Source organism: Streptomyces sp. NBC_01089, assembly GCF_045162975.1.
Lineage (GTDB): Bacteria > Actinomycetota > Actinomycetes > Streptomycetales > Streptomycetaceae > Streptomyces.
Window position 1 is genome coordinate 1,799,362 of sequence record NZ_CP108660.1, and the last position, 24,297, is coordinate 1,823,658.

At 71.0% G+C, this 24,297-nt stretch carries 29 protein-coding genes; 14 read left to right on the forward strand and 15 right to left on the reverse strand.

Going from position 1 to position 24,297, the window contains the following annotated elements:
- Positions 1–52: 52 nt before the first annotated feature.
- The 11 genes from OG510_RS07915 to OG510_RS07965 all read right to left on the reverse strand — a co-directional run bounded on the left by OG510_RS07915 (position 53) and on the right by OG510_RS07965 (position 10,518).
- On the reverse strand, positions 53–2,671 hold the full coding sequence (locus OG510_RS07915; protein WP_406136056.1) for a polynucleotide kinase-phosphatase: 2,619 nt from the start codon (positions 2,669–2,671) through the stop codon (positions 53–55).
- Positions 2,668–4,149: a 3' terminal RNA ribose 2'-O-methyltransferase Hen1 gene (locus OG510_RS07920; protein ID WP_406136057.1), complete on the reverse strand. Its 1,482-nt coding sequence runs from the start codon at positions 4,147–4,149 to the stop codon at positions 2,668–2,670. Before OG510_RS07920 ends, OG510_RS07915 begins: the two co-directional genes overlap by 4 nt.
- A 43-nt stretch (positions 4,150–4,192) precedes the next feature.
- Complete coding sequence (gene mmuM / locus OG510_RS07925) at positions 4,193–5,107, reverse strand: homocysteine S-methyltransferase (protein WP_406136059.1); 915 nt, start codon at positions 5,105–5,107, stop codon at positions 4,193–4,195.
- Positions 5,108–5,149: 42 nt separating this feature from the next.
- Positions 5,150–6,070: an LLM class F420-dependent oxidoreductase gene (locus OG510_RS07930; protein ID WP_164267789.1), complete on the reverse strand. Its 921-nt coding sequence runs from the start codon at positions 6,068–6,070 to the stop codon at positions 5,150–5,152.
- Between the two features lie 101 nt (positions 6,071–6,171).
- Positions 6,172–6,633, reverse strand: coding sequence for a DUF6099 family protein (locus OG510_RS07935; protein WP_164267788.1), 462 nt, complete (start codon positions 6,631–6,633; stop codon positions 6,172–6,174).
- Between the two features lie 122 nt (positions 6,634–6,755).
- On the reverse strand, positions 6,756–7,106 hold the full coding sequence (locus tag OG510_RS07940; RefSeq protein ID WP_406136060.1) for a nucleotide pyrophosphohydrolase: 351 nt from the start codon (positions 7,104–7,106) through the stop codon (positions 6,756–6,758).
- Complete coding sequence (locus OG510_RS07945; RefSeq protein WP_406136061.1) at positions 7,103–8,227, reverse strand: AAA family ATPase; 1,125 nt, start codon at positions 8,225–8,227, stop codon at positions 7,103–7,105. Before OG510_RS07945 ends, OG510_RS07940 begins: the two co-directional genes overlap by 4 nt.
- Before the next feature lie 56 nt (positions 8,228–8,283).
- Positions 8,284–8,679 (reverse strand): cell division protein SepF, encoded by a 396-nt coding sequence (locus OG510_RS07950; protein ID WP_164266402.1) that lies wholly within the window; start codon positions 8,677–8,679, stop codon positions 8,284–8,286.
- Positions 8,680–8,793: 114 nt separating this feature from the next.
- The gene (locus OG510_RS07955) at positions 8,794–9,672 is read right to left on the reverse strand and encodes an ABC transporter substrate-binding protein (RefSeq protein WP_406136062.1); all 879 of its coding nucleotides are present in this window, start codon (positions 9,670–9,672) and stop codon (positions 8,794–8,796) included.
- A gap of 110 nt (positions 9,673–9,782) precedes the next feature.
- Positions 9,783–10,385 carry a TetR/AcrR family transcriptional regulator gene (locus OG510_RS07960; RefSeq protein ID WP_406136063.1) on the reverse strand — a complete coding sequence of 201 codons (603 nt, stop codon included), beginning with the start codon at positions 10,383–10,385 and terminating at the stop codon, positions 9,783–9,785.
- Entirely contained in the window at positions 10,360–10,518 is a 159-nt protein-coding gene (locus OG510_RS07965) for a hypothetical protein (RefSeq protein WP_406136064.1), read from the reverse strand. The genes OG510_RS07960 and OG510_RS07965 overlap by 26 nt, the downstream gene beginning before the upstream one ends.
- Between OG510_RS07965 and OG510_RS07970 the strand changes: the two genes are divergently transcribed.
- The 5 genes from OG510_RS07970 to OG510_RS07990 all read left to right on the forward strand — a co-directional run bounded on the left by OG510_RS07970 (position 10,519) and on the right by OG510_RS07990 (position 13,271).
- A complete protein-coding gene (locus tag OG510_RS07970; protein ID WP_406136066.1) occupies positions 10,519–11,346 on the forward strand; it encodes a class I SAM-dependent methyltransferase in 828 nt (275 codons plus the stop codon).
- Between the two features lie 212 nt (positions 11,347–11,558).
- The gene (locus tag OG510_RS07975) at positions 11,559–11,900 is read left to right on the forward strand and encodes an SCO4225 family membrane protein (RefSeq protein WP_406136067.1); all 342 of its coding nucleotides are present in this window, start codon (positions 11,559–11,561) and stop codon (positions 11,898–11,900) included.
- Between the two features lie 93 nt (positions 11,901–11,993).
- On the forward strand, positions 11,994–12,326 hold the full coding sequence (locus tag OG510_RS07980) for a cupin domain-containing protein (protein ID WP_406136068.1): 333 nt from the start codon (positions 11,994–11,996) through the stop codon (positions 12,324–12,326).
- Positions 12,327–12,444: 118 nt separating this feature from the next.
- Positions 12,445–12,867: a hypothetical protein gene (locus OG510_RS07985; RefSeq protein WP_406136069.1), complete on the forward strand. Its 423-nt coding sequence runs from the start codon at positions 12,445–12,447 to the stop codon at positions 12,865–12,867.
- Positions 12,868–12,899: 32 nt separating this feature from the next.
- Positions 12,900–13,271, forward strand: coding sequence for a VOC family protein (locus tag OG510_RS07990; protein ID WP_406136070.1), 372 nt, complete (start codon positions 12,900–12,902; stop codon positions 13,269–13,271).
- A gap of 45 nt (positions 13,272–13,316) precedes the next feature.
- On the opposite strand, the gene OG510_RS07995 is transcribed toward OG510_RS07990, so the two are convergent.
- The gene (locus OG510_RS07995) at positions 13,317–14,009 is read right to left on the reverse strand and encodes a GntR family transcriptional regulator (protein WP_406136071.1); all 693 of its coding nucleotides are present in this window, start codon (positions 14,007–14,009) and stop codon (positions 13,317–13,319) included.
- Positions 14,006–14,533, reverse strand: coding sequence for a peptide deformylase (locus OG510_RS08000; RefSeq protein WP_406136072.1), 528 nt, complete (start codon positions 14,531–14,533; stop codon positions 14,006–14,008). The genes OG510_RS07995 and OG510_RS08000 overlap by 4 nt, the downstream gene beginning before the upstream one ends.
- 162 nt (positions 14,534–14,695) lie before the next feature.
- Between OG510_RS08000 and OG510_RS08005 the strand changes: the two genes are divergently transcribed.
- Positions 14,696–15,475 carry an SDR family NAD(P)-dependent oxidoreductase gene (locus OG510_RS08005; RefSeq protein ID WP_406142331.1) on the forward strand — a complete coding sequence of 260 codons (780 nt, stop codon included), beginning with the start codon at positions 14,696–14,698 and terminating at the stop codon, positions 15,473–15,475.
- Positions 15,476–15,499: 24 nt separating this feature from the next.
- Here OG510_RS08005 and hypB read toward each other — a convergent pair whose 3' ends face one another.
- Positions 15,500–16,363 carry a hydrogenase nickel incorporation protein HypB gene (gene hypB, locus OG510_RS08010; RefSeq protein ID WP_406136073.1) on the reverse strand — a complete coding sequence of 288 codons (864 nt, stop codon included), beginning with the start codon at positions 16,361–16,363 and terminating at the stop codon, positions 15,500–15,502.
- A 3-nt stretch (positions 16,364–16,366) separates the two neighbouring features.
- Complete coding sequence (locus tag OG510_RS08015; RefSeq protein WP_406136074.1) at positions 16,367–16,696, reverse strand: hydrogenase maturation nickel metallochaperone HypA; 330 nt, start codon at positions 16,694–16,696, stop codon at positions 16,367–16,369.
- Positions 16,697–17,048: 352 nt separating this feature from the next.
- On the opposite strand from OG510_RS08015, the gene OG510_RS08020 reads away from it, so the two are divergent.
- Genes OG510_RS08020 through OG510_RS08055 form a run of 8 tightly spaced genes read left to right on the forward strand, consistent with a single transcriptional unit; the run spans position 17,049 to position 24,296 of the window.
- Positions 17,049–18,104: a hydrogenase expression protein HypE gene (locus OG510_RS08020; RefSeq protein WP_164266393.1), complete on the forward strand. Its 1,056-nt coding sequence runs from the start codon at positions 17,049–17,051 to the stop codon at positions 18,102–18,104.
- Between the two features lie 34 nt (positions 18,105–18,138).
- Positions 18,139–19,932, forward strand: coding sequence for a nickel-dependent hydrogenase large subunit (locus tag OG510_RS08025; RefSeq protein WP_406136075.1), 1,794 nt, complete (start codon positions 18,139–18,141; stop codon positions 19,930–19,932).
- Positions 19,932–20,882: a NifU family protein gene (locus tag OG510_RS08030; RefSeq protein ID WP_406136076.1), complete on the forward strand. Its 951-nt coding sequence runs from the start codon at positions 19,932–19,934 to the stop codon at positions 20,880–20,882. The genes OG510_RS08025 and OG510_RS08030 overlap by 1 nt, the downstream gene beginning before the upstream one ends.
- Positions 20,879–21,532 (forward strand): DUF5947 family protein, encoded by a 654-nt coding sequence (locus tag OG510_RS08035; RefSeq protein ID WP_406136078.1) that lies wholly within the window; start codon positions 20,879–20,881, stop codon positions 21,530–21,532. Before OG510_RS08030 ends, OG510_RS08035 begins: the two co-directional genes overlap by 4 nt.
- Positions 21,529–22,185, forward strand: coding sequence for a DUF6084 family protein (locus OG510_RS08040; protein WP_406136079.1), 657 nt, complete (start codon positions 21,529–21,531; stop codon positions 22,183–22,185). The genes OG510_RS08035 and OG510_RS08040 overlap by 4 nt, the downstream gene beginning before the upstream one ends.
- Entirely contained in the window at positions 22,182–23,603 is a 1,422-nt protein-coding gene (locus OG510_RS08045; RefSeq protein WP_406136080.1) for a hypothetical protein, read from the forward strand. Before OG510_RS08040 ends, OG510_RS08045 begins: the two co-directional genes overlap by 4 nt.
- A complete protein-coding gene (locus OG510_RS08050; RefSeq protein ID WP_406136081.1) occupies positions 23,600–23,719 on the forward strand; it encodes a DUF6893 family small protein in 120 nt (39 codons plus the stop codon). The genes OG510_RS08045 and OG510_RS08050 overlap by 4 nt, the downstream gene beginning before the upstream one ends.
- Before the next feature lie 52 nt (positions 23,720–23,771).
- Positions 23,772–24,296, forward strand: a complete 525-nt coding sequence (locus OG510_RS08055) for a hydrogenase maturation protease (protein WP_406136082.1) — start codon at positions 23,772–23,774, stop codon at positions 24,294–24,296.
- Position 24,297: the final 1 nt, after the last annotated feature.

Consider the following 24,297-nt stretch of genomic DNA (forward strand, 5'->3'; position numbering starts at 1 on the left):
CGGCGCGCCTCGCCGGGGCCGCGCCGTGCGGGCCCCGGGCGGGCCGCGCCGCTCAGAGCCTCGGGTCGACCGGCTCCGACTCCAGGGCCAGCACGGCGAAGACCGCCTCATGGATCCGCCAGAGCGGTTCGCCGTCGGCGAGCCGGTCCAGCGCCTCCAGGCCCAGGGCGTACTCGCGCAGGGCGAGGGAGCGCTTGTGGCCGAGGAAGCGCTGCCTGAGCCTGGCCAGATTGTCCGGGCGGGTGTACTCGGGGCCGTAGATGATCCGCAGGTACTCACGGCCGCGCACCTTGATACCGGGCTGGACGAGCCGGCCCTTCGCGTCCCGTACGAGCGCCTGGAGCGGCTTGACGACCATGCCTTCGCCGCCGCGTCCGGTCATCTCCAGCCACCAGTCGGTGCCCGAGCGCACGGACTCCTTGTCGCCCGTGTCGACGACCAGCCGGCGGGTGGTCCGCAGGAGCCCGCTCTGGTCGTGCTCGACGAGCCGGTCCAGCCAGGCCAGCTGCTCGTCGTGGGGCACACCGGCGAGCGAACGCCCCTCGGCCGCGAGCAGCTGGAAGGGTGCCAGCCGTACGCCGTCGAGCCCGTCCGTCGTCCAGCAGTACCGCCGGTACGCCTCGGTGAAGGCGACCGCGTCATCGGCTCTCGCGCGCTGCCCGTCGAGCAGCGCGCCGACCTCGACACCGCGGGCCGCGGCCGCCTCCAGCGCCCCGACGACGCCGGGGAAGACGGCGCGTGAGGCGGCGCCCACCGCCGCGTACTGCTTGCGGAGCAGGCCGGTCGCCTTGAGCGACCAGGGCATCAGCTCCGCGTCGAGCAGCAGCCAGCCGGTGCCCAGCTCGTCCCAGAGTCCGGCCTCGGAGACGGCGGTGCGCAGCCGTCCGATGATCTCCTCGGTGACGGCGGGGTCGTCGAAGAAGGGACGGCCGGTCCTGGTGTGCAGCGAACCCGTCGGCCCCGACACCCCGAAGCGCTCGAGCGCGGCTCCGGCGTCCCGGCAGACGAGGGCCACCGCACGCGAGCCCATGTGCTTCTCCTCGCACACGACCTTCGCGACGCCGTCCGACCTGTACTGCGCGAACGCCTCGGCCGGGTGCTCCAGATAGCCGTCCAGATGCGAGGTGCCCGTGGGGGACATCGTCGGCGGCAGGTAGGCGAGCAGCCGCGGGTCGACCGCGAAACGGCTCATGACCTCCAGCGCCGCCGCCGCGTTCTCCTCACGGACCGCGACCCGGCCGGTGTGCCTGGTCTCCACGACGCGGCGGCCGCTGACGTCGGCGAGGTCGAGCGGGCGGCCGTCGTGGCCGCCCGGCGCCTCGGTGGTGAGCGGACGGACCGGCTCGTACCAGACCTGCTCGGCGGGGACGTCGACCAGTTCGCGCTCGGGCCAGCGCAGCGCCGTCATCCGCCCGCCGAAGACCGCGCCGGTGTCCAGGCAGAGGGTGTTGTTGATCCAGCTGGTGCTCGGTACGGGGGTGTGTCCGTAGACCACGGCGGCGCGGCCCCGGTAGTCCTCGGCCCAGGGGTAGCGCACGGGCAGCCCGAACTCGTCGGTCTCGCCCGTCGTGTCGCCGTACAGCGCGTGCGAGCGGACCCGGCCGGAGGTGCGGCCGTGGTACTTCTCGGGCAGCCCGGCGTGGCAGACGACGAGCTTGCCGCCGTCCAGGACGTAGTGGCTGACCAGCCCGTCGATGAACTCCCGCACCCGCTCGCGGAAGTCCGGGTCCCTCGCGTCCTCCTTCTCCAGCTGCTCGACGGTCTCGGCGAGTCCGTGGCTGTGCTGGACCTTGCGGCCCTTGAGGTAACGGCCGAGCTTGTTCTCGTGGTTCCCGGGCACGCAGAGCGCGTTGCCGTCGGCGACCATCGACATGACCCGGCGCAGCACGCCCGGGCTGTCCGGCCCGCGGTCCACCAGGTCGCCGACGAAGACGGCGGTACGCCCTTCGGGGTGCGCGCCGTCGGTGTAGCCGAGGCGGGTGAGCAGGGTTTCCAGCTCGGAGCTGCAGCCGTGGATGTCGCCGATGATGTCGAAGGGGCCGGTGAGGTGGGTGAGGTCGTTGTACCGCTTCTCCAGGACGACTTCGGCCGTCTCGGCCTCGGCCGCGCTGCGCAGGATGTGCACCTTGCGGAAGCCCTCGCGCTCCAGGCCGCGCAGTGAACGGCGCAGTTCGCGGCGGTGCCGCTGGATGACGTGGCGGGGCATACCGGCCCGGTCGGGGCGTGCGGCGTTGCGCTCGGCGCACACCTCCTCGGGCAGGTCGAGCACGATCGCGATGGGCAGCACGTCGTGCTCGCGCGCCAGCCGCACCAGCTGCTTACGGCTCTCGGACTGCACATTGGTCGCGTCCACGACGGTCAGCCGTCCGGCGGCCAGCCGCTTCCCCGCTATGTAGTGGAGGACGTCGAAGGCGTCGCCGCTGGCGCTCTGGTCGTTCTCGTCGTCGGCGACCAGGCCGCGGCAGAAGTCCGACGAGATGACCTCGGTGGACTTGAAGTGCCGGTGCGCGAAGGTGGACTTGCCCGATCCCGTGGCGCCGACAAGCACCACGAGGGAGAGGTCGGTCACCGGGAGGGTGCGCGGGCGGGCGGTGGCGCCGCCGGATCCGGTCCCGGTGGTGGTCCCGGTGGCGGTGGCGTCCTCGGTGCCGCTCTCTTCTGTACTGCTCATGCCGCTTTCGCCTCCTTCGGGGCCGTGGTGGTGGATTTCGGTTCCATGGTGAACACCGCAAGCTGGGTCGGCGGGCCGACCTCGGGGTCGTCGGGTCCCACGGGCCTGAACTCCACGGCGTACCCGTGCCGTTCGGCCACCTTCCCGGCCCAGGCGCGGAACTCCTCACGGGTCCACTCGAAGCGGTGGTCACCGTGGCGCACCTGCCCGGCGGGCAGGCTCTCCCAGCGGACGTTGTACTCGGCGTTCGGTGTGGTCACCAGGACGGTCTGCGGCCTGGCGGCGCCGAAGACCGCGTACTCGACGGCGGACAGCCGCTCGGGGTCGACATGCTCGATGACCTCGCTGAGCACCGCGGCGTCGTACCGCTTGAGCCGTTTGTCGGTGTACGAGAGGGAGCCCTGGATGAGCTTCACCCGGGCCGCACGGCGCTCGCCGAGCTGGTCGAGCCGGAGCCTGCGGGCCGCGATGTTCAGCGCGCGCATCGAGACGTCCATGCCGACGACCTCGGTGAAACGGTCGTCCTTCAACAGCTCCTGCACCAGCTGGCCCTGACCGCAGCCCAGGTCGAGCACCCGGCCGGCACCGGCCGTGCGCAGCGCGTCGAGGATCGCCGCACGGCGCCGCGCGGCCAGCGGTACCGGCTTCTCCTCGGTGTCCGTGGTCTCGTCGACGGCGTTGTCGATCGTCTCGGCCTCGGTGTCGTCGGCCTCCGCGAGCCGTGTCAGCTCCAGGGCAGCCATCGCCTGGCGGGTCAGTCCCCAGCGGTGCGACAGATAGCGGCTGGTGATCAGCTTCTGCTCGGGATGCTCGGCCAGCCACCCCTCACCCGCGCGCAGCAGTTTGTCGACCTCGTCGGGCGCCACCCAGTAGTGCTTGGCGTCGTCGAGGACGGGCAGCAGCACATAGAGCTGCCGCAGCGCGTCGGCCAGCCGCAGCTCCCCTTCGAGCACGAGCCGCACATACCGCGATTCGCCCCACTCGGGGAACTTCTCGTCCAGGGCGATGGGCTCGGCCTTCACCCGCTCCCAGCCGAGCGGGGCAAAGAGCCTGTGCACCAGTCCCGGGCCGCCGCCCGCGGGCAGCGCGGGCACCTCGATCCGCAGCGGCATCGGGGTCTCGGCCCGCTCCGGGCGTGCGGTGCACACACCGCGCAGGGCGCTCTTGAAGACGGTGGTCATGGCGACGGACAGCAGCGAGGACGCGGCGTACGGCCGGTCGTTGACGTACTGGGCGAGCGCCGCGTCGGGTGCGCCGCCGCGCCCCTTGCCCTTGCCCCGCCGCACCAGCGCCACCGGGTCCACCTCCAGCAGCAGCGCGGCCGTGCAGCGCTCGGCGGTGGCCTCCGGATAGAGGACATGCGCCGTGCCGTGCGAGGTGGAGAACGCCTGCGCCTTGTCGGGATGCTTGTGCAGCAGGAAGCCGAGGTCGGTGGCGGGGCGCTCTGGGGTGCCGGTGGTGCTGATCGTCAGGAACACGGGTCCGAGTATCGCCCGCCCGGCCGGGCCCGACCAGAGGTTTTCATGGTCTTCGGGGCGGCGTCCGGAGCCGGGCGAGGTCCGCGATCTCCTCCGGGCCGACCCGGCAGCAGCCGCCGACCAGCCGGGCACCGGCCCGCTCCCAGCCCTGCACCCGCGAGGCCGCGAAGGTGGACCGGCCGTGCCAGCCGCGGTGTCCGGCGTCCCACCGCTCGCCGCTGTTCGGATAGACGACCACCGGCTTGCCGGTGACCGAGGACGCCGTCTCCACGGCCCGGCCCACGTCCCCGGACGCGCAGCAGTTCACCCCCACAGCGATCACCCGGTCCAGGCCGGCCGCGAGCGCGAACGCCTCGGCCAGCGGCTGCCCGGCCCGGGTGCGGTCCCCCGCCACGGTGTACGAGAGCCAGAGCGGCGTCCCGCAGCCGTCGGCCGCCCGCAGCATCGCCTCGGCCTCGTCGGTGTCCGGCACCGTCTCCAGCGCCAGCACATCGGGTTCGGCCGCGGCCAGCGTCTCGATCCGCGGCCGGTGGAAACGCTCCAGCTCCCGGACGGAGAGCCCGTACCGCCCGCGGTACTCGCTGCCGTCGGCGAGCATCGCGCCGTACGGGCCGACGGAGGCGGCGACCCAGACCTCGCGCTCCCCCGTCCCGGCGGCCTCCCGGGCAAGCCGCACACTGCGGGCCAGCAGCCGAGCGGCCTCGGCCCGGCCGGTCCCACGCCGCGCGAAACCCTCGAACGTGGCCTGGTAGCTCGCGGTGATGAGCACCTGGGCGCCCGCCCGTACATACGCCGTGTGCGCCGCCACGATCTGCCCGGGGTCGTCGGCGAGCAGCCGCGCCGACCAGAGCGCGTCGGAGAGATCACAGCCCTGCGCCTCCAGCTGGTTGGAGAGGCCGCCGTCGAGAACGACGGTGGACTCCGCCAGCGCGGCGGCGAGCGTACGGACGGGGCGCACCCTGACTCCTGCCTACTTCACTCCTGTCTGCTTCACTCCTGGCTACTTCAGCTGGGAGAGGACCTGCGAGGAGATCAGCTCCAGGTGGTCCAGGTCGTCGAGGTCGAGCACCTGGAGGTAGATGCGCGACGCGCCGATGGCCCCGTAGCGGCCGATCTTGTCGACGACCTCGGCGGGCGAGCCGCCGAGCCCGTTCGCCTTCACGTCCGCCGTGTCACGCCCGATGGCCTCCGCACGGCGCGCCACCTCGGCGTCGTCCTTGCCGACACAGACGACCAGGGCGTTGGAGTACACCAAGTCGTCCGTCCGCCCCGCCGCCTCGGCAGCCGCCCGCACCCGCCCGAACTGCCGCTCGCTGTCCTCGATCGAGGCGAACGGGATATTGAACTCGTCCGCGTACCGCGCGGCCAGCCGGGGCGTACGGGTCGCCCCGTGCCCTCCGATCAGCACGGGCACCTTCGCCTGGGCGGGCTTGGGCAGCGCGGGCGAGTCGCTGAGCTGGTAGTACGTACCGTCATAGCTGAAGGTCTCACCGGTCCTGGTCTCCCAGAGCCCGGTGATGATCGCCAGCTGCTCCTCCAGCCGGCCGAACTTCTCCTTGGGGAACGGGATCCCGTACGCCCGGTGCTCCTCCTCGAACCAGCCTGCTCCCAGGCCCAGTTCCACCCGGCCCCCGGACATCTGGTCGACCTGCGCCACCTGGATGGCCAGGACACCGGGCAGCCGGAACGTGCCCGCCGTCATCAACGTCCCGAGGCGGATCCGCCGGGTCTCGCGGGCCAGCCCCGCCAGTGTGATCCAGGCATCGGTGGGGCCGGGCAGGCCGTCGCCGGATCCCATCCGCAGATAGTGGTCCGAGCGGTAGAAGGCGTCGAAGCCGAGGTCCTCGGTCGCCTTGGCGACGGTCAGCAGAGTGTCATAGCTCGCCCCTTGCTGGGGCTCGGTGAAGATTCGAAGATCCATGCCTCCATCCTGCACCTTCGGCCGCCCCCGGAGGCCCCCCGCAGTGCCCGTCAGGCCGATGTCCGCCGATCCCCCGCACGGCCGGCCCTGCCTCTCCTGCCCTACCTCCGTGAGCTCTCCGCGTCCCGCTCCTCCAGCCTCCGCAGCATTCCGCGCACCCGGTCGCCCGACTCGTCGGCCGCGTCCATGGCCTCGATGCACTGCCAGTAGACGGACTCCTCGTCCGTACCGCAGGCGACACCGACCAGGGCTATACCGACCTCACCCAGCAGCACCCCGAGCACCGTCAACGCCTCGCGCACATCGGACACTTCGGTCAGCTGCGCGGCCCGTATCAGCCCGCCGCGCACCGTCGGCACTTCGAGCGCTCCGCAGCCCCGGCCGCCCGATTCCCCGAGCGCCCGCGCGTCGGCCCGCAGCTCCTGCGGACCGTGCAGCGCCAGATGTCCGCCCACGGCACGGGCGAGCGCCTGTGCCTGCCACGCCTCCACCATGGTGTCCAACTCCGGGACGCTCCGCGCCAGAGCGTCCCGGCTGATTGCGATGAGCCGCACCCCGTCCATCTCTGTCCCCGTTCGTATGACTTGCCGTCTCCCCTTTCATTACCCAGAGTGAAGGCGTCTGGACCATAAAGCCAGGGGAATTCGGAAATCTGTGGATGCAAGGAACATTGTTGATAACTCACTCACTCCGGAGAGTGACGACCCTCGGTGCGCTTCGCCGGGAAACGTGTCTCATTTCGGTCAATTTTGTCGGAAAGTGCCGCAAGGGCGTCGATGCCCAGCACCTCGCAGAACTGCAGCAGATACGCGAGCACATCGGCGACCTCGTCCGCGACCCGGTGCGCCGACCCCGGCTCCGCCATCACCCGGGCCGACTCCTCGGGCGTCAGCCACTGGAAGATCTCGACCAGTTCGGACGCCTCCACGCTCAGCGCAGCCGCCAGGTTCTTGGGCGTGTGGTAGGGCTGCCAGTCCCGCGCCGCGGCGAACTCGGCCAGCCGACGCTGCAATTGCGCTACATCCAGTTCTGTCACACGCCCAGATCTACCACCGAGACGCCCGGCAGATCATCCGCCCACCGTGCGTCCGACGCGGTGCCCACCACTCTGATGTGGCCCTGCCCGCAGATCCCCGCGGCGAGAGCGGCGAGCTCCCGCGCCTGCCGTGCGTCGAGCGAGCGGTCGAACCCGTCGGCCAGGACCGTCAGCGACTGCATCGCGGGCGGCACCTCGCCCGCCGGATCCACCGCGAGCACCCCGGGACCGGTCAGCAGCACCAGCGCGAGTGCCAGATAGCGCAGCTCGCCCTCGCCCAGCCGCTCCACCGGAGTGCCCGTACCGCTGCCCCTGCCGAGCACCGCACGTACCCGACCGTCCGTCAGCTCCTCGGCCGCGAGCCCCGCCACCGGCCCCGCACACCCGGCACGCGCCGCGGCCACCAGCTGCCGGTGCCGGTTGGCGCACTCGGACTGGGTGCGGTACAGCACCGACGCCAGGTTGTCGCAGCCCCGCCGCAGCAGCCCCGCACCGGCGGCCACCGGGCGGCGCATCCGCTGCGGCTGGGGGTCGCAGGCGAAGACGGAGCGCAGCGCCACCACCACCTGCTCGGCGGCGGCCAGCACCTTCAGCTGCCCGTCGGTCTTGCCCGCGACCCGCAGCGGGAGCAGCGCGGTCCCCATCCGGTCGTCGGGCAGCGGCGCCCGGGTCACCGGGACCGCGCCCGCCGTGTGCCAGGCGGCCTGCACCGTGCTGCGGGCCGGGTCGCGCAGCGCGGTTGACAGCAGCAACTGGCCGTCGGCGGTGAGCCGTTCACCCACCACACGCAGTTCGGGCTCGGCCTGCACCGCCAGATCGAGGTGTACGGGGCCGGCCGGGCCGTCGACCGTGCAGCCGATCCGGAACCCCCGCCGCCCCTGCGCGTCCGCGCAGGCCCGCTCCGGGACACAGCTGCCCGGGTCGTCGAAGACCTCACCGAGCTCGTCCCCCGCGCCGAGCCGCGCCAGCGCCTCGTACACCTGGAGCGCGCTCGTCTTACCGCTCCCGCTCGCCCCTGTGAACAGGGTCAGCGGGGCGAGCGTAAAGGCGGCGCCGCGGTGCGACTTGAAGGCCGAGAGCCGCAGCTCGGTGACGGTGGGGCGTGCGTAGGTAGCGTCCATGGTCCGGACCGTACGCACGCCTCACGGTGGCGAACCGTTCCGTCTGGATGACCTTCCTACGATCGGGGGACTGCGGCCGCCGCGATTCCCTCCACCTCCATGCCGGCCGGAGCCAGCAGGAAGACATTCTTGTCGACCCGGTGCATGCCGCTGCCGAGGCCGAAGACCACACCGCTGCTGAAGTCCAGGATGCGCTTGGCCACTTCGGTCTCGGCCCCGGTCAGATCGAGCAGCACGGGCACCTGCCCGACGAGGTACTCGGCGACTTCACGCGCGTCGGCGAACACCTGCACCCGCAGAACCACGAAACGGCGCTGCTCGGCCGCGTACTCGTTGGGGATCGTCTCGTGGTCCACTCGCGAGGGCCATTCGTTGCGCCCGCGCAGCGGCACCACCTGGGCGAGCCCCTCCCACTGCTCGTCGGTGACGTCGTACTCGTCGTACCTGCTCACCGGACCACCTCGGCTGGGCTTTCTATCTGCATCAGCCAATTCTGACCCCCTTCACCCGTTCGGCCCAACTCCGACACGGATGAGTCCCTTGATCGACGCCGGGTGTGAGCGCACTCACTCCGCGGCGGTGGCCTCCAGCGCCTGGGCCACCGAGGCGAAGAACCGGGTGTGGGAACGGGCGCTGTCCGGGGCTTCCGGGTTCCACGGCAGGACCCTCGCCGCATCGGTGAGGCGCAGCCACTCGTCGTTGCCGCGCAGTTCGTCGAGGGGTGTGGCGTTCGACCTGACGTCCGCGAGGACGATGCCGGGGTTCAGCGCGGCCGCCTCCGCCCAGCTGACGGTGGCCCAGTTCGCGCCGGCGCCGTCGGGCGGCCGGACCATGCTGACGCCGTGTTCGGTCAGCGCGCGCAGTTCGGGCCAGGCTCCGGGGCGCGCCAGATGCACCTGGTCGGGCCCGGCGGGCGAGAGCGCGAGCACCTCGGGTCCTGACGGTATGTCCGCGGCCGCGCGCAGCCGGTGGTGTGCGGCGTCCAGCAGCTCCTGCTGCTCGCCGTCGCCGCGGGCCCCCAGCGAGCGGGCGAGGGCGTCGAACCTGCTCCTGATCCCGTGCAGGGTGTGTGTCTGTCCCACGTCGATGACGACGACGGGGACTTGCTCCTCCAGGTGTTTGGCGGTGTCCGGGTCGAGTCCGTACACCTGCCCGCCGCCGTAGCTGACCGCCACCACGAGGTCCGGGCCGCCGCCGAGCAGCGTGTCCAGATCGAGCGAGCCGCCCGCGCCCAGGTAGCGGACGGTGCCCTGCGGCAGTGACCCCGCCTTGGCCGGGTCGATCGCCGCTCCGTCGTGCAGGGAGCCGAAGACCGCGTGCGGGGTCAGGCCGTGGTCCCACAGAGTGGCCCCGGCCCGGATGTACGCGGTCACTTTCGACGGTGTCCGCCCCGCCGTCGACAGCTGCCCACGGTCGTCGGAAAACTGCCAGCCAGATCGTTCCATGACGTTGCGCGCCCCCTCCGGGTCAGCGTCGTCCCGTCCTCCGGGCTCCGCACACCCGTACCTGCCCAGCTCTGGTGTACGGCATTCGGCGCGCGGCGCCCCACATCCGTCTAGGCCGGTCGTCGCTGCACGGCGTCGGCGATGACCGCGGTCACAAGCTTGTTGACGACCGCCGTGGTCGGCGGGCCGGGGTCGCGGTCAGCGAACAGGAGGTGCCCGCCGCCGACCAGGGAGAGGGTCAGTGAGTCGATGTCGGTGTCGGCCGCGATACGGCCCAGTTCGCGCTCGTCGGCGAGATAGGCCGCAATCGCGGTCGTGGCCTGGGCCAGGATCGCGATACCGCCTCCGGGCCTGGCTTGCCGCAGCCGTGCGCGCAACTCGTCCCGGAAGGTGATGAGAGGGATGATCGCTACCGGAATCGGCCCGAACAGGCTGGTCAGCGCGGTGGTGAGATTGCCGGCCACCGTGCCGGCCCCGGCGGCCTCGCGCAGTGTGCCCGCCTGCGTCTCGAGTTGCGCGGCGCGGTCGAGTACGAGGTCGGTGAGGAAGGCGTCGAAGTCGGAGAAGTGCCGGTGCAGGACCCCTTTGGCGCATCCGGCCTCGTCGGTGACGGCCCTGCTGGTCAGCCCGTTGGGCCCGTCCCGCAGAAGCACGCGCTCGGCGGCCTCGAACAGTTGCTGCCGCGCGTCACGAAGGTGCACCCCGGTCGGCACTCGTGGATCCTCCCCATTCGTCTTCGTCGTCTTCGTCGTCTTCGTCGTCTTCGTCGTCTTCGTCGTCTTCGTCGTCTTCGTCGACCCGCCGCCGTCCGTTGTCGAGCGGGCAAGCGCCCACTAAGGTGGGCACATGCCCACACTACCGCGAGAGCAGCCGGAACCGCCCCGAGCGGAGTCGCACAAGGCCCGGCGGATGGCCGAGTCGTTCGGCGTGGACGCGCAACGCTACGACCAGGCCAGGCCCGGCTACCCCGATGAGCTGGTGACGCGGATCGCCGCCGGGAGCCCCGGGCTCGACGTGCTCGACGTGGGCTGTGGCACCGGCATCGCGGCCCGCCAGTTCCAGGCGGCCGGGTGCGCCGTGCTCGGCGTCGAGCCCGACGCGCGGATGGCCGACTTCGCGCGAGCCCGTGGCCTGCGGGTCGAGGTGGCGACCTTCGAAGACTGGCAGCCGGCCAGCCGGACCTTCGACGCGGTCATAGCCGCCCAGTCGTGGCACTGGGTGGATCCGGCCGCCGGCGCAGCGAAGGCGGCACGGGTGCTGCGGCCGGGGGGACGGCTCGCCATCTTCGGGCACGCGTACGAGCCACCGGCCGAGGTGGCCGAACCGTTCGCCGCCGCCTTCCGGCGGGCGGCGCCCGACTCCCCGCTCACCACCCAGCCGGCCCGGCGCCCGCTCGACCTCTACCTTGCGGCCTACGCGAAGCTCGCCGACCCGATCCGGGAGACCGGACAGTTCAAGGATCCCGAACAGTGGCGATTCGACTGGGAGCGGTCCTACACGCGCGACCAGTGGCTGGATCTGCTGCCCACCACCGGCGGCCTCACCCAGCTACGCCCCGGTCAGCTGGCCGAGGTCCTGGACGCGGTCGGGGACGCCATCGACTCCCTGGGCGGCCGCTTCACGATGAACTACACCACCCTGGCCGTGACCGCCGTACGCGCCCACACCCCCTGAGCCCGTCCGGTCACTCCCGTACGCATCACCCCCGTACTCGGCGACGGTTGAGTACCGGTACTCACGCCGCGGCCGTCCGGCACCGGCAGTCTGGAAGAAGGAAGAAGCAGGAAAGAAGAAGAGACACGAGGCCGCGGCACGCGGACATACCGGCCGCAGAGCGGGCGGGCACGGCGTACCCGGTCACAAGGCGAGACGGTGGTGGAGAGACGATGAACGGCAAGAACCTGGTGCGGCGTATCGGCCGGACAGTGGCGGGTGACTGGTTCTCGCGCGGGTACCTCATAGTCATCGCGGCCCTGCTGGTCTGGGTGTGGGTGGACACCACACTGGTCTCGCACCCGGACGCCTCGTTCTCCGGCGTGTACCCGATCCTGCTCACCGCGCCGACCAGCCTGCTCATGCTGCTGCCCGGCTTCGGGGCGTCCCTGACGTACGTCGTGCTGGTGGTGGCGGCCCTGGTCAACTCCTCGGTCATCAGCTTCTTCATCCGCCGGACGGCCGGGTACGGCAGTGGCCGCCGTACCGGCCCGGGTGCGGCCCCCGCCAGGTGACCCGCCCCGCCTGTCCCCCGGCAGCGCCGGGGACTCCGCCCCGCCCGGCGCCGTCCGCGTTGCCCGGGCGGACGGATGCGGGAGAATGACGTCATGCAGAGACTCTCCCTCGAAGCCCTGGCCCGCCAGCAGATCGAACTGGCGGCCACGGCAGGCGGCGGTCATACGGCGGACACCGTCTACGGCGGTCATGAGAAGGTTCTGCGCCAGACGGTCATCGGGATGACACGCGGCTCGCAGCTCGCCGAGCACGAGAATCCCGGCGAGGCCACGGTGCAGGTCCTGCAGGGCCGGGTGCGGCTCACGGCGGGCGACCTGTCCTGGGAGGCCCGTCAGGGCGACCTGATCATCGTGCCCGACAGCCGCCACCGGGTGGAGGCCCTGGAGGACTCGGCCCTGCTGCTGACCGTGGCCAAGCTGCTCTGACACCCCTGCCGCGTCCGGCGCTCCCCCACGGCCCGCCCCGGCTCCACCGCTCCTGCGGCAGCCCGGCTAACCTCTGCGGCCAGAAGGTTTCCGGCCGAAGGACAACGGGGGTACAGCAGTGAGCGGCGAGCGCGACGACATACCGGCGGAGCCCGAACGCGTCAGGCCCGCACGGTCGTTGGGCAGGCTGCCCGCGGTCGTACGCGGCGGGGCGACCCTCGCGCTGCTGGTCGCGGTGGCAGCGGTGGGCCTGCTGTTCGTGCCGGTGTCGCCGAAGATCCACGACCCGTCCCGTTACGCGGAGGAGAACGACACCGTTCAGGTGACCTGCGGTTCGGTCCTGAACCCGGCGGGCGACGACGCGCTGGCGGACAACCGCGACACCGCGCCGGCCTGCGGCTCCGCCCGGATCCAGCGCGCGGGATGGTCGGGCGTGGGGCTCGGCGCCGCCTTCGCCGTCCTGGTGCTCTCGCTGCTCATGGGGGACGGAATGTCCGAGGACCCCACGCACCGGAGTGACCCGCCCGAGAAAACGCTGTGATCCGTCCGGGGGGTGCCGGGCAGAATGCCGGCATGCCTGTTTCCTTGCATCACATCGTCATCGACGCCCACGACCTGCCCGGTCTGGCCCGCTTCTGGGCAGCGGTACTCGGCTGGCGGATTCTGTCCGAACGGGAGCGTGAGGTGGTGATCGGACCGGAGGAGACCGCACCGACGGGTATCTGCTTCATGCCGGTGACGGACCGTAAGACCGTCAAGAACCGTCTGCACCTCGATCTGACGGCCCCCGCCGAGGACCGGGAGGCCGAGATCGCCCGCATCCTCGCACTCGGCGCCACCCCGGCGGACGTCGGCCAGACCGGAGACGAGTCGTGGACCGTACTGGCCGATCCGGAGGGCAACGAGTTCTGTGTGGTCCGCCCGAAGCAGACCCTGATCAGCTGAGGGGACCCTGCCGGCGGTGACCGTACGGCTGTCAACGCGCGGCGGTCACCGCACAGTTGCACCCGCGCCCGCTTCCGCTCCCGAGAGCCATGCGGCGATACAGCGCTTGCCGTCGTGCCAGTGCTCCTCGATGACCGCAGCCGCGCGCTCGTGGTCGCCAGTCGCCAGCGCCGAGAGCACCAGCCGGTGCTGCCGGTCCGCCGTGCCGCGCGAGGGCGTGTGCTGCATATAGGCGATCTCGTAACGGGAAAGGCTGGTACGCAGTTTCGCGATCGCCTCCTGGAGGTGCTGATTGCCGCAGCAGCTGGTCAGCCCGGTGTGGAAGGCCGTGTCGAGCGCGCGCCGCGCCACCGCGTCGCCGCTCGCCTCCAGTTCGTCCAGCAGCCCGGCCAGCCGGTCGTGCTCCGCGGTGCCGAGAGGCCGGCGGACCGAGCGCAGGGCGAGGGCTTCGAGAGCGGCCAGGATGGGGTACACCTCGGAGAGCTCACGGTCACTCAGCGGCCTGACGACGAAGCCGCGCGCCAGCGAGGAGTGCACGACACCTTCCGCCTCCAGACGCAGCAGAGCCTCGCGCACCGGTGTACGGGAGACGCCGAGGGAGCGGCTGAGCGCTGCTTCCGTCACGGCCGTACCGGGCGGGAGGCGGCCGGTGGAGAGCAGCGTCACGATCCGTGCGTAGACGGCCTCCCTCAGCGGCTCGTTGCGGGTGATGGGAGCGGCGGGGTCGGGGGTGCTCATCGGCGGTAGGGGCTTTCGTCGCGGTGCCGCGCCTCGAACTCCGAACGCATGCAGAGGGTGGAGAGATCGGTCATGCGGTCGACGGCGAGGAAGCCGTCGAGGTGGTCGATCTCGTGCTGGAGCAGTTCGCTGAGCTCTCCGTCGGCATGCAGGGTGTGCTCCTGGCCGTCGGGCGACAGGTAGTCGACGGTGATCCAGGTATGGCGGCGGACCCGGCAGAAGATCTCGACGGAGAAGCTGAGACAGGCGTCCCAGGGCTCCCAGGTCGTCTCCGAACGCTCCGTGATGCGGGGGTTGACGAGCGTCCAGGGCTCGTCGAGCCGCAGATGCACCATCCGGACGCCGGCGCCGATCTGCGGGGCGGCGATCCCGCGGCCGTATCCGGTGCGCTTCACCCAGTCCGCCAGGGTGTCGTCCAGGTCGGTGGCGAGCGCACGTGCCCGACCGGACAGCGGAGTGGCCAGCGGCTCAGCCGGGGTCCGCAGGAACGGGTCGCCGAGTTGCAAGGTTTCTCGTACCGTCACCCGCCTATCGTATGCGATGTACGTGGATACGGCACCGGCCGGTGCCCAGCGGTAACCAGGTACCTCGGCAGAGACCCGGTGTAGGGGCCATGGCAGGGTCTTACGGGACCGGCGGGCCGCGTTCGCCCGGCCGGCCACGACACACGGAAGGACCGCACGTTGATCACCACCGGGGCCTATCTCTCCGACCTGTTCTCTCTGGAAGGCCGGGTCGCCGTCGTGACCGGCGGGAGTTCCGGCATCGGCCGCAGTATCGCCGGGGCGCTCGCCCGGGCCGGTGCGAGCGTCGTCATCGTGGCGCGCAGGGAGGCCGAACTGGCCGCGACCGTCGGGGAGCTGCTGGCCGACGGCTGCCGGGCGGCCTGGGTCAGCGCCGACCTCAGCACCCGCGCGGGCGTACGGGCGGCGGCCGAAGAGGCGGTCGAACCCTTCGGCGAGCCGGACATCCTCGTCAACTCCGCCGGGGTCAACATCCGCCCGCCGATGGGCGAGTTGGACGACGAGGCGTGGGACACCACGATGGGCGTGAATCTGGAGGCGCCCTATCTGCTGGGGCAGCGGTTCGGCCCCGGCATGGCCGAGCGCGGCTTCGGCCGGATCATCCACGTCACCTCCCAGCAGGCGCACCGGGCCTTCGTCCAGAGCGGCGCTTACGGGGTGTCCAAGGGGGCGCTGGAGTCGCTGGCCCGCTCCCAGGCCGAGGCGTGGTCGCCGCACGGCGTCACCTGCAACACCCTGGTGCCCGGTTTCGTGATGACGCCGCTCAATGTGCGGCTGTCGTCCGACCCGGAGAAGACGGCCGCCCTGGCCGCGCGCACCATGATCGGACGTAACGGCCTCGCCGAGGACTTCGAGGGCGCGGCGGTGTTCCTGGCGGGCCGCGCCTCGGCGTATGTCACTGGTCAGTCGGTCTTCGTGGACGGCGGGTTCTCCGTCCACTGAGGGTCACGCGCGCCAGGGGGAGCGTCAGCTCAGCTGCATCTGGTCGTCCAGCGCCGCCACCCACTCGTACCACTGGTCCATGCCCTCGCCCGTCGTCGCGGATACCGTCAGCACCCGTACGTCGGGGTTGACGGAGCGGGCGTACGCCTCGCACCGGGCCACGTCGAAGTCGACATAGGGCAGCAGATCGACCTTGTTGATGAGAACCAGGTCGGCGGCGCCGAACATATAGGGGTACTTGAGCGGCTTGTCCGTGCCCTCGGTGACCGAGATGATGACGATCCGGCTGCGCTCCCCCAGGTCGAAGAGGGCCGGGCACACCAGGTTCCCCACGTTCTCGACCAGGACCAGCGCCCCGGGCTCCGGTGCGAGGGTGGCGAGGGCGCCCTCCATCATCCCGGCGTCGAGGTGGCAGCCGGCGCCGGTGTTCACCTGCACCACGGCGCATCCCGCGCGCTTGATGCGGTCGGCGTCGAGCATGGTCTCCTGGTCGCCCTCGACCACCGCGACCGGACGCCGTCCGGAGAAGTCCCTGATGGTGCGCTCCAGCAGGGTCGTCTTGCCCGCGCCGGGTGAACTCATCAGGTTGACCGCCACGATGTGCCGCTCGGCGAGCCAACCGCGGTTGCGCTCCGCCTGCAGCTCGTTCTTGGCGAGCACCCGCTGCTCCAGGGTGACCGTCTCCCCGCCGTCGGGCGCGCCGTCGTGCCCGTGGTGGTCGTGGCCTTCGGGGTGCCCGTGACCGTCGCCATGGTCGTGGCTGTGGCCGTGGTCGTGGTCGTGGTCGTGACTGTGGCCCGGACGGCCGGTGGCCCGTGCGTGGTCCTCGTGGGGCAGGGCAATCCGCGTGCCGCCGCCCTCTTCGCCACAACCGCAGGTACCGCACATGGGTCAGCCCACTTTCATCGAGATGATCTGCAGTTCACGTCCCGACGTGATCTCCACGTCGGCACTGCCGCACGGACAGAGCAGTACGGGATCGGCCAGGGCGAAGTCCTGTGCGCAGGTGCGGCAGCGAGCCGCTCCCGGCGGCTGGTCGATCTCCAGGCGCGCACCCTCGGCCACCGTGCCCGCCGTCACCAGGTCGAAGCAGAACCGCATCGACTCCGCCACGACAGCCGTGAGCACTCCGACCCGCACGCGGACGGTGCGGACCGGTCTGCCCTCGGCGCGCTCGCAGACCATGTCGACGACGCTCTGCGTGATCGACAATTCATGCATCGCTGCCTCGTTCCCGCGTCGGTGGCACGACCGTAGGACCTGAAACCGGTGCGTGCCTCTTACGCTTGATTCGGTCGGCCTTTTTCTCTTTCCGGTTCATTCGACCGGCGCAATCCGGATCCGCTCACCGCCGGAAAGCCGTGCCGACCGTGTCCGGACGGCCCGCATTTCGATGTCCACACCGCCGAATGGCACGGCCCAATGGCATCCGTACGGATTTCTTCCCGCGTTGACAGGGCGCGCGCTCCGAGCCTAGATGGTAGCAATGTGAGCGACACCACACTCGTGAACCAGGCGCCCCGATCCCCGCGGAATCCGCATCGGCACGCCGGTCCCGGAAGGCGGCAGCGCTATGCCGACAGAGGCAGCGGTAAAGGCAGAAGAAACGCTGATCCACGTTCTCTGGATCAATGCCGGACTCAGTTGTGACGGCGACTCCGTGGCCCTGACGGCGGCCACCCAGCCCAGCATCGAGGAGATCGCGCTCGGCGCCCTGCCCGGCCTGCCCCAGGTCGCGGTGCACTGGCCGCTCATCGACTTCGAGTGCGGTCCGACCGGCGGCGCCGATGACTTCCTGGAGTGGTTCTTCAAGGCGGACAGAGGCGAGCTGGAGCCGTTCGTCCTGGTCGTGGAGGGGTCGATCCCCAACGAGCAGCTGCATGACGAGGGGTACTGGTGCGGCTTCGGCAACGATCCCGCCACCGGACAGCCGATGACCACCAGCGAGTGGATCGACCGGCTGGCGCCGAAGGCCACCGCGATCGTCGCGGTCGGGACCTGCGCGACCTACGGCGGTATCCACGCCATGTCCGGGAATCCGACGGGCGCGATGGGGGTGCCCGACTATCTGGGCTGGGACTGGAAGTCCAAGGCGGGAATTCCGATCGTGTGCGTCCCCGGATGCCCGATCCAGCCGGACAACCTGTCCGAGACACTGACCTATCTGCTCTACATGGCGACGGACCAGGCCCCGATGATTCCGCTGGATGACGCGCTGCGCCCCGCGTGGCTCTTCGGACAGACGGTTCATGAGGGATGCGACAGGGCCGGCTACTACGAGCAGGGCGATTTCGCCACCGAATACGGATCGCCCAAGTGCATTGTCAAACTCGGCTGCTGGGGACCCACGGTCAAGTGCAATGTTCCCAAGCGCGGCTGGATGAACGGTATCGGCGGCTGCCCGAATGTCGGCGGAATCTGCATCGGCTGCACCATGCCGGGATTCCCGGACAAGTTCATGCCGTTCATGGACGAACCGCCCGGCGGCAAGCTCTCGTCGAACGCGGTCGGGCTGTACGGGGCGACCATGCGCCGGCTGCGCAACATGACCACACACACGCTGGACCAGGAGCCGAAGTGGCGCAGGCCCGGCAGGAGTCTCACGACCGGTGCCACCCGCACCTGGTGACCGACCGCAACGGAAAGAAAGATGAGGCGGCGCAATGACCGCGACGCAACGCAGGGGTGGCAGCGGGATCCCCGGCAAGGACGACCTTGTCGAGATGGCGTGGGACCCCATCACCCGCATCGTCGGCAGCCTGGGGATCTACACGAAGATCGACTTCAAGCAGAAGGTGGTGGCCGAGTGCCACAGCACCAGCTCCATCTTCCGCGGCTACTCGGTCTTCATGAAGGGCAAGGACCCGCGCGACGCGCACTTCATCACCAGCCGGATCTGCGGCATCTGCGGTGACAACCACGCCACGTGCTCCTGCTACGCGCAGAACATGGCGTACGGGGTGAAGCCGCCGCACATCGGTGAGTGGATCGTCAACCTCGGTGAAGCCGCGGAGTACATGTTCGACCACAACATCTTCCAGGAGAACCTGGTCGGGGTCGACTACTGCGAGAAGATGGTCGCGGAGACCAACCCGGGCGTGCTGGAGCAGGCCAACCGCACCCCGTCACCGCACGCCGAGGCCCACGGGTACAAGACCATCGGCGACATCATGCGCTCGCTGAACCCGTTCACCGGTGAGTTCTACCGCGAGGCCCTCCAGGTCAGCCGGATGACCCGGGAGATGTTCTGCCTCATGGAGGGCAGGCACGTACACCCCTCCACGCTCTACCCGGGCGGCGTGGGCACCGTGGCGACCGTGCAGCTGATGACGGACTACATCACCCGCCTCCAGCGCTACGTCGAGTTCATGAAGAAGGTCGTGCCGATGCACGACGACCTCTTCGACTTCTTCTACGAGGCGCTGCCCGGCTACGAGCAGGTCGGCAACCGGCGCATCCTGCTGGGCTGCTGGGGCTCCTTCCAGGATCCGGAGCACTGCAACTTCAAGTACCAGGACATGACCGAGTGGGGACGGAAGATGTACGTCACCCCCGGTGTGGTCGTGGACGGGAAGCTGGTCACCACCGACCTGGTGAAGATCAACCTGGGCATCCGGATCCTCCTCGGCTCGTCGTACTACGGCGACTGGGAGGAGCAGGAGATGTTCGTGACCCACGACCCGATGGGCAACCCGGTCGACCGCAGGCACCCGTGGAACCAGCACACCAACCCGCAGCCGCAGAAGCGGGACCTGGACGACAAGTACAGCTGGGTCATGTCGCCGCGCTGGTTCGACGGCAAGGACTACCTCGCCCTCGACACCGGCGGCGGCCCGCTGGCGCGGCTGTGGACCACGGCGCTCGCCGGACTCGTCGACATCGGTTACGTCCAGTCCACCGGCAAGAGCGTCAAGATCAACCTCCCCAAGACCGCGCTCAAGGGCCCGGTCGAGCTGGAGTGGCACGTCCCGAAGTGGAGCAACACGATCGAGCGCAACCGGGCGCGCACCTACTTCCAGGCGTACGCGGCCGCCTGTGCGCTGCACTTCGCCGAGAAGGCGCTGGTGGAGATCCGGGCGGGCCGCACGAAGACCTGGGAGAAGTTCGAGGTCCCCGACGAGGGCGTCGGCTGTGGCTTCACCGAGGCGGTACGCGGTGTGCTGTCGCACCACATGGTGATCAGGGACGGCAAGATCGCCAACTACCACCCGTACCCGCCGACCCCCTGGAACGCGAGCCCCCGCGACAACTTCGGTACGCCGGGGCCCTACGAGGACGCGGTGCAGGGCCAGCCGATCTTCGAGGAGAACGACCGGGAGCACTTCAAGGGGATCGACATCATGCGCACGGTGCGCAGCTTCGACCCCTGTCTGCCCTGCGGCGTGCACATGTATCTCGGCGAGGGCAAGAAGCTGGAACTGCTGCACTCCCCCACCCAGTCCGCGGGCAGCGAGTGATGACGGAGGCGGAGCAGAGCGCTTCCGGGCCCGCCGACTGGCGGGCGACCGGTGACCGTATCGACACCCTGATCGCCGCGAGTGCGGCGGGCGGCGCCGTGGCCCGCGAGCGGAGCGAGGAACTGGTCCGGCTGGTCACGGACTTCTACGGCGCCGGTCTCGAGCGGCTGCTCGACCTCGTGCACGAGCAGGGCCGACTGGACGGCGAGCTGCTGGCGGCTCTCGCGGCCGACGACCTGGTGGCCAGTCTGCTGCTGGTGCACGGGCTGCACCCGTACGGCGTGGAGACCCGGGTCGAGGAGGCGCTGGAGAGCGTCCGGCCGTACCTCGGGTCGCACGGCGGCGATGTGGAGCTGCTGGGCGTCACGCCGGACGGCGTCGTGACGCTGCGGCTGCTCGGCAGCTGCGACGGGTGCCCCTCGTCGTCGGCCACGCTCAAGCTGGCCGTGCGCAGCGCGGTCGAGGCGGCCGCCCCGGAGATCACCGGGATCGAGGTGGAGGCGCCGGCCGAGGGCGCGGCGGGCGAACCGGGGCCGCTGGTCACGGTGGACTCGCTGTTCTCCCGGCTGCACGAGGCGGCGTCCGCTCCGGGCGACGGCGCTTCGTCCTGGGAGGCCGTGCCCGGCCTCGAAACCCTGGAGCCCGGTGGCGTACGGCACTTCACCGTGGGCGCGATCCCGGTTCTGGCGTGCCGGCTCGGGTCCGGTCTCTTCGCCTTCCGTGACTGGTGCGCGCGGTGCGACCGGTCGCTCGACGGTGTGGCGCTGGCCCGCAGGCTGGGCGGCGCGTCCGGGGACGGCGTGCTGCGCTGCCCCGGCTGCCGTGCGCACTACGACGTACGGCGGGCCGGTGCCTGTCTGGACGTGGACGGGCTGCACCTGGATCCGCTGCCCCTGCTCGTGGACGGCCCGACGGTCTCCGTCGCGGTGCCGGCGCCGGTCTCCGCATGAGCCCCCCGGGACGTACCGCGACCCCGGTGTCCGCGCTGCGGCGGATCACCCGCAGCCGTCCGCGGCCGGTGGCCGGGGAGCGCTGCGAGATGTGCGCGGAGCCGGTCGGGCCCGAACACTCGCATGTGGTGAACCTGGAGAGCCGGGCGCTGATGTGCAGCTGCCGTGCCTGCTATCTCCTGTTCACCGAGGAGGACGCGCGGCTGCGCTACCGGGCGGTGCCCGAGCGGTATCTCCGCTTCGACGGAGTGCCGCTGGACGCACGGGCCTGGGACGAGCTCCAGATCCCGGTGGGTCTGGCGTTCCTGTTCCGCAACTCGGTGCAGGAGCGCACGGTCGCCTTCTACCCCGGGCCCGCGGGCGCGACGGAGTCCGAACTGCCGCTGGAAGCCTGGGACACCATCGTGGCGGCCGCGCCCTCGCTCGCGGTGCTGCGCCCCGACGTCGAGGCGCTGCTGATCCGCCGCCCCGGCACCGGGGACGGCTCCTGCCATCTGGTGCCGATCGACGCGTGTTACGAGCTGGTCGGCCGGCTGAGGACCCTGTGGCGCGGCTTCGACGGAGGCCGTGAGGCGCACGCGGCGATGGACGCCTTCTTCGCTCAGGTGCGGGACCGCAGCAGGGCCGTACCCGCAGAGGCGGCCTCGTGAGCGGCACGGACTTCTCCGTACTGGACTTCTCGGTGCTCGACATCGTGGCCGAACCGTACGCGGCCGCACCCCAGTTGACGGCCCGGCTGCGGATCGAGGAGAGCAGCGGCGAGCGGATCCACGCGATCGTCCTGCAGTGCCAGGTCCGTATCGAGCCGCAGCGCCGCTCCTACGACGCGGCCGAGGAGGAGGGGCTGCGCGGGCTGTTCGGGGAGCGTTCCCGGTGGGCGGACACCCTGCGGCCGTTCCTCTGGATGCAGTGCAACACCACGGTCCAGGGGTTCACCGGTGCCACCGAGACCGGCCTCGCGCTGCCCTGCACCTATGACTTCGACGTGACGGGCTCGCGGTATCTGCACGCTCTCGGGGAGGGCACGGTCCCGCTCACGCTGCTCTTCTCCGGCACCGTCTTCACCAAGGGCAGCGCCGGCTTCGGCGTACGGCAGATCCCCTGGGACTGCGAGGCCCGCCACTCGATGCCCGTCGCGGTGTGGCGGGAGATGGTCGCCGCCCACTTCCCGAACGCCGGGTGGATCAGGCTCGATCACGACGTCATCGCCGAGTTCGCCGGCTTCCGTGCCCGGCGCGGGCTGATCAGCTGGGAAGAGACGGTCCACACGCTGCTGGCCGAGACCGGAGAGGTGGTCCCGTGACCCCTGTGAACGCCATGAGCCTCGACGAGGTCCGTACGGTCGCCGACGCGGTGCTGTACGAGGGGTATCTGCTGTACCCGTACCGGGCCAGCTCCGGGAAGAACCGGTCGCGCTGGCAGTTCGGCGTACTCGGGCCGCCGTCCGCGGCGCCCGCCTGCTTCGGCGAGGAGCCGGACATGGCGATGCAGTGCCTGCTGGCTCCGGACGGCTCACCCGCCGCCGTCACGGTTCATCTGCGCTTCCTCCAGGTGCAGATGCGCGAGGTGCAGCGGCTCGAAGCGGACGGCAGCCACACCCCGGTGCCCGAACTCACCGTGGCCGGTGCCCGGTTGCTGAGCTGGGAGGAGGCCGTGGAGCAGGAGATCGTGCTGCCCGAGCTCTCCCTGGCGGAGCCCGCCGACGTACGGCGCACCGTGCCCGGCGGCGAGGACGTGGAGCAGCTGACCGGCGCCGACGGCGCGCCGGCCGGGCGCATCGTACGGCGCAGGCTGCCGCTGGACGTCCGGATCCGGGCGGGCGCCGCCGATGACGACGGGCTGCTGCGGCTGTCGCTCACCGTGGCGAACGAGCATCCGGGGACGCCCGGCTCCAAGGACGAGGCGATCCGCAGCTCGCTGATCGGGGCGCATCTGATCCTGCGGGCGCACGGCGGCGAGTTCGTCTCGCTCCTGGAGCCGCCCGAGCGCGCGGCGGCCGCCGCGGCCCGCTGCCGGCAGCGCAGGTGCTGGCCGGTCCTGGCCGGCGCCAAGGGCTCGGCGGACACCGTCCTGGGCGCGCCGATCATCCTCTACGACCACCCGGAGGTGGCCGAGCAGAGTCCGGGCGCCCTCTTCGACTCCACCGAGATCGACGAGATCCTCACCCTGCGGGTCATGACCATGACCGAGGAGGAGAAGGCGGAGGCACGGGCCACCGACCCCAGGGCCAGGGAGATCATCGAACGCTGCGACTCGATGTCCGCGGCGGATCTCCAGCAGCTGCACGGGCTGCTGCGCGACCCGTACGCGGCCACCGCGCCGGGACCGCCGGTCCCCGGGGCCGACCTCCGGGACGCCGAACCTCCCGCGTTCGACACCGGCGGTGCGCCCTGGTGGGACCCCGCCGCTGACGCGAGCGTGCGTCCGTCGTCCGACGCGGTGGTGATCGACGGTGTCAGCGTGTCCCAGGGCAGCCTGGTGCGGGTGCATCCCGCGCGCCGGGCGGACGCCCAGGACCTCTTCTTCGCCGGACAGGTGGCGCGGGTGACCGCGGTGCTCTCGGACGTCGACGGCGGGACGCATGTCGCCCTGGTCCTCGTCGACGATCCGGCGGCGGACATGCACGACTGGTACGGCCGCTATTTCTATTTCGCCCCCGACGAGCTGGAGCCCCTGCCCGCCGGGACCACCCTCGAAAACCGGGAGGAGAGCTCATCGTGAAGACCCTTGGTGTGATCACCGCAGCCGCGGGCGCAGTTCTGGTGGCAGCCGCTGTGGCCGTGGGGGTGCAGTCGATCCCGGACATCCGCCGGTATCTGCGAATGCGTTCGATGTGAGCGCGGTGTCGGCCCCGGCGCCCGGCCCGGCAGCCGCCGGGGTGTGGCGCCGGTGACGGAACGCGTACTGACAGAACGCGTACTGACGGAGCACGTACTGGTCGCCGGGGTCGGCAACCTCTTTCTGAGCGACGACGGTTTCGGCCCCGAGGTGGTCCGCGCGCTCGCCGGTTCGGACATCCTGGCGCCCGGCGTCCGCGTCGTGGACTACGGCATCCGGGGCATGCACCTCGCGTACGACCTGCTGGCCGGGTACGACGCGCTGGTGCTGGTCGACGCCTGCCCCGGCGGGGGGCCGCCCGGCGAGGTGACCGTGCTCGAAGTGGGTCCTGACGATCTCGGTTCGGGTGAATTCGACGCACACGGCATGAATCCGGTAGCAGTCCTGGCGAATCTGGAGCAACTGGGCGGTACCCTTCCGTCCACCTACGTGGTGGGGTGCACCCCCGCCGACGTCGGTGAAGGCATCGGGCTCAGCCGCGCGGTCCTCGCGGCGGTGCCCGCGGCCATGGACGCCGTACGGATTCTGGTGGACCGGCTGCTGCCCGCCGAGCCCGCCCCGACCAGGAGGTCCTGAA

Excerpts from the sequence above, each read along its gene's own strand:
- OG510_RS07915 (WP_406136056.1), bottom strand. The coding sequence starts at position 2,671 with ATGAGCAGTACAGAAGAGAGCGGCACCGAGGACGCCACCGCCACCGGG.
- OG510_RS07930 (WP_164267789.1), bottom strand. The coding sequence starts at position 6,070 with ATGGATCTTCGAATCTTCACCGAGCCCCAGCAAGGGGCGAGCTATGAC.
- OG510_RS07935 (WP_164267788.1), bottom strand. The coding sequence starts at position 6,633 with ATGGACGGGGTGCGGCTCATCGCAATCAGCCGGGACGCTCTGGCGCGG.
- OG510_RS07945 (WP_406136061.1), bottom strand. The coding sequence starts at position 8,227 with ATGGACGCTACCTACGCACGCCCCACCGTCACCGAGCTGCGGCTCTCG.
- OG510_RS07955 (WP_406136062.1), bottom strand. The coding sequence starts at position 9,672 with ATGGAACGATCTGGCTGGCAGTTTTCCGACGACCGTGGGCAGCTGTCG.
- OG510_RS07970 (WP_406136066.1), top strand. The coding sequence starts at position 10,519 with ATGCCCACACTACCGCGAGAGCAGCCGGAACCGCCCCGAGCGGAGTCG.
- OG510_RS07975 (WP_406136067.1), top strand. The coding sequence starts at position 11,559 with ATGAACGGCAAGAACCTGGTGCGGCGTATCGGCCGGACAGTGGCGGGT.
- OG510_RS07980 (WP_406136068.1), top strand. The coding sequence starts at position 11,994 with ATGCAGAGACTCTCCCTCGAAGCCCTGGCCCGCCAGCAGATCGAACTG.
- OG510_RS07990 (WP_406136070.1), top strand. The coding sequence starts at position 12,900 with ATGCCTGTTTCCTTGCATCACATCGTCATCGACGCCCACGACCTGCCC.
- OG510_RS07995 (WP_406136071.1), bottom strand. The coding sequence starts at position 14,009 with ATGAGCACCCCCGACCCCGCCGCTCCCATCACCCGCAACGAGCCGCTG.
- hypB (WP_406136073.1), bottom strand. The coding sequence starts at position 16,363 with ATGTGCGGTACCTGCGGTTGTGGCGAAGAGGGCGGCGGCACGCGGATT.
- OG510_RS08015 (WP_406136074.1), bottom strand. The coding sequence starts at position 16,696 with ATGCATGAATTGTCGATCACGCAGAGCGTCGTCGACATGGTCTGCGAG.
- OG510_RS08020 (WP_164266393.1), top strand. The coding sequence starts at position 17,049 with ATGCCGACAGAGGCAGCGGTAAAGGCAGAAGAAACGCTGATCCACGTT.
- OG510_RS08025 (WP_406136075.1), top strand. The coding sequence starts at position 18,139 with ATGACCGCGACGCAACGCAGGGGTGGCAGCGGGATCCCCGGCAAGGAC.
- OG510_RS08030 (WP_406136076.1), top strand. The coding sequence starts at position 19,932 with ATGACGGAGGCGGAGCAGAGCGCTTCCGGGCCCGCCGACTGGCGGGCG.
- OG510_RS08035 (WP_406136078.1), top strand. The coding sequence starts at position 20,879 with ATGAGCCCCCCGGGACGTACCGCGACCCCGGTGTCCGCGCTGCGGCGG.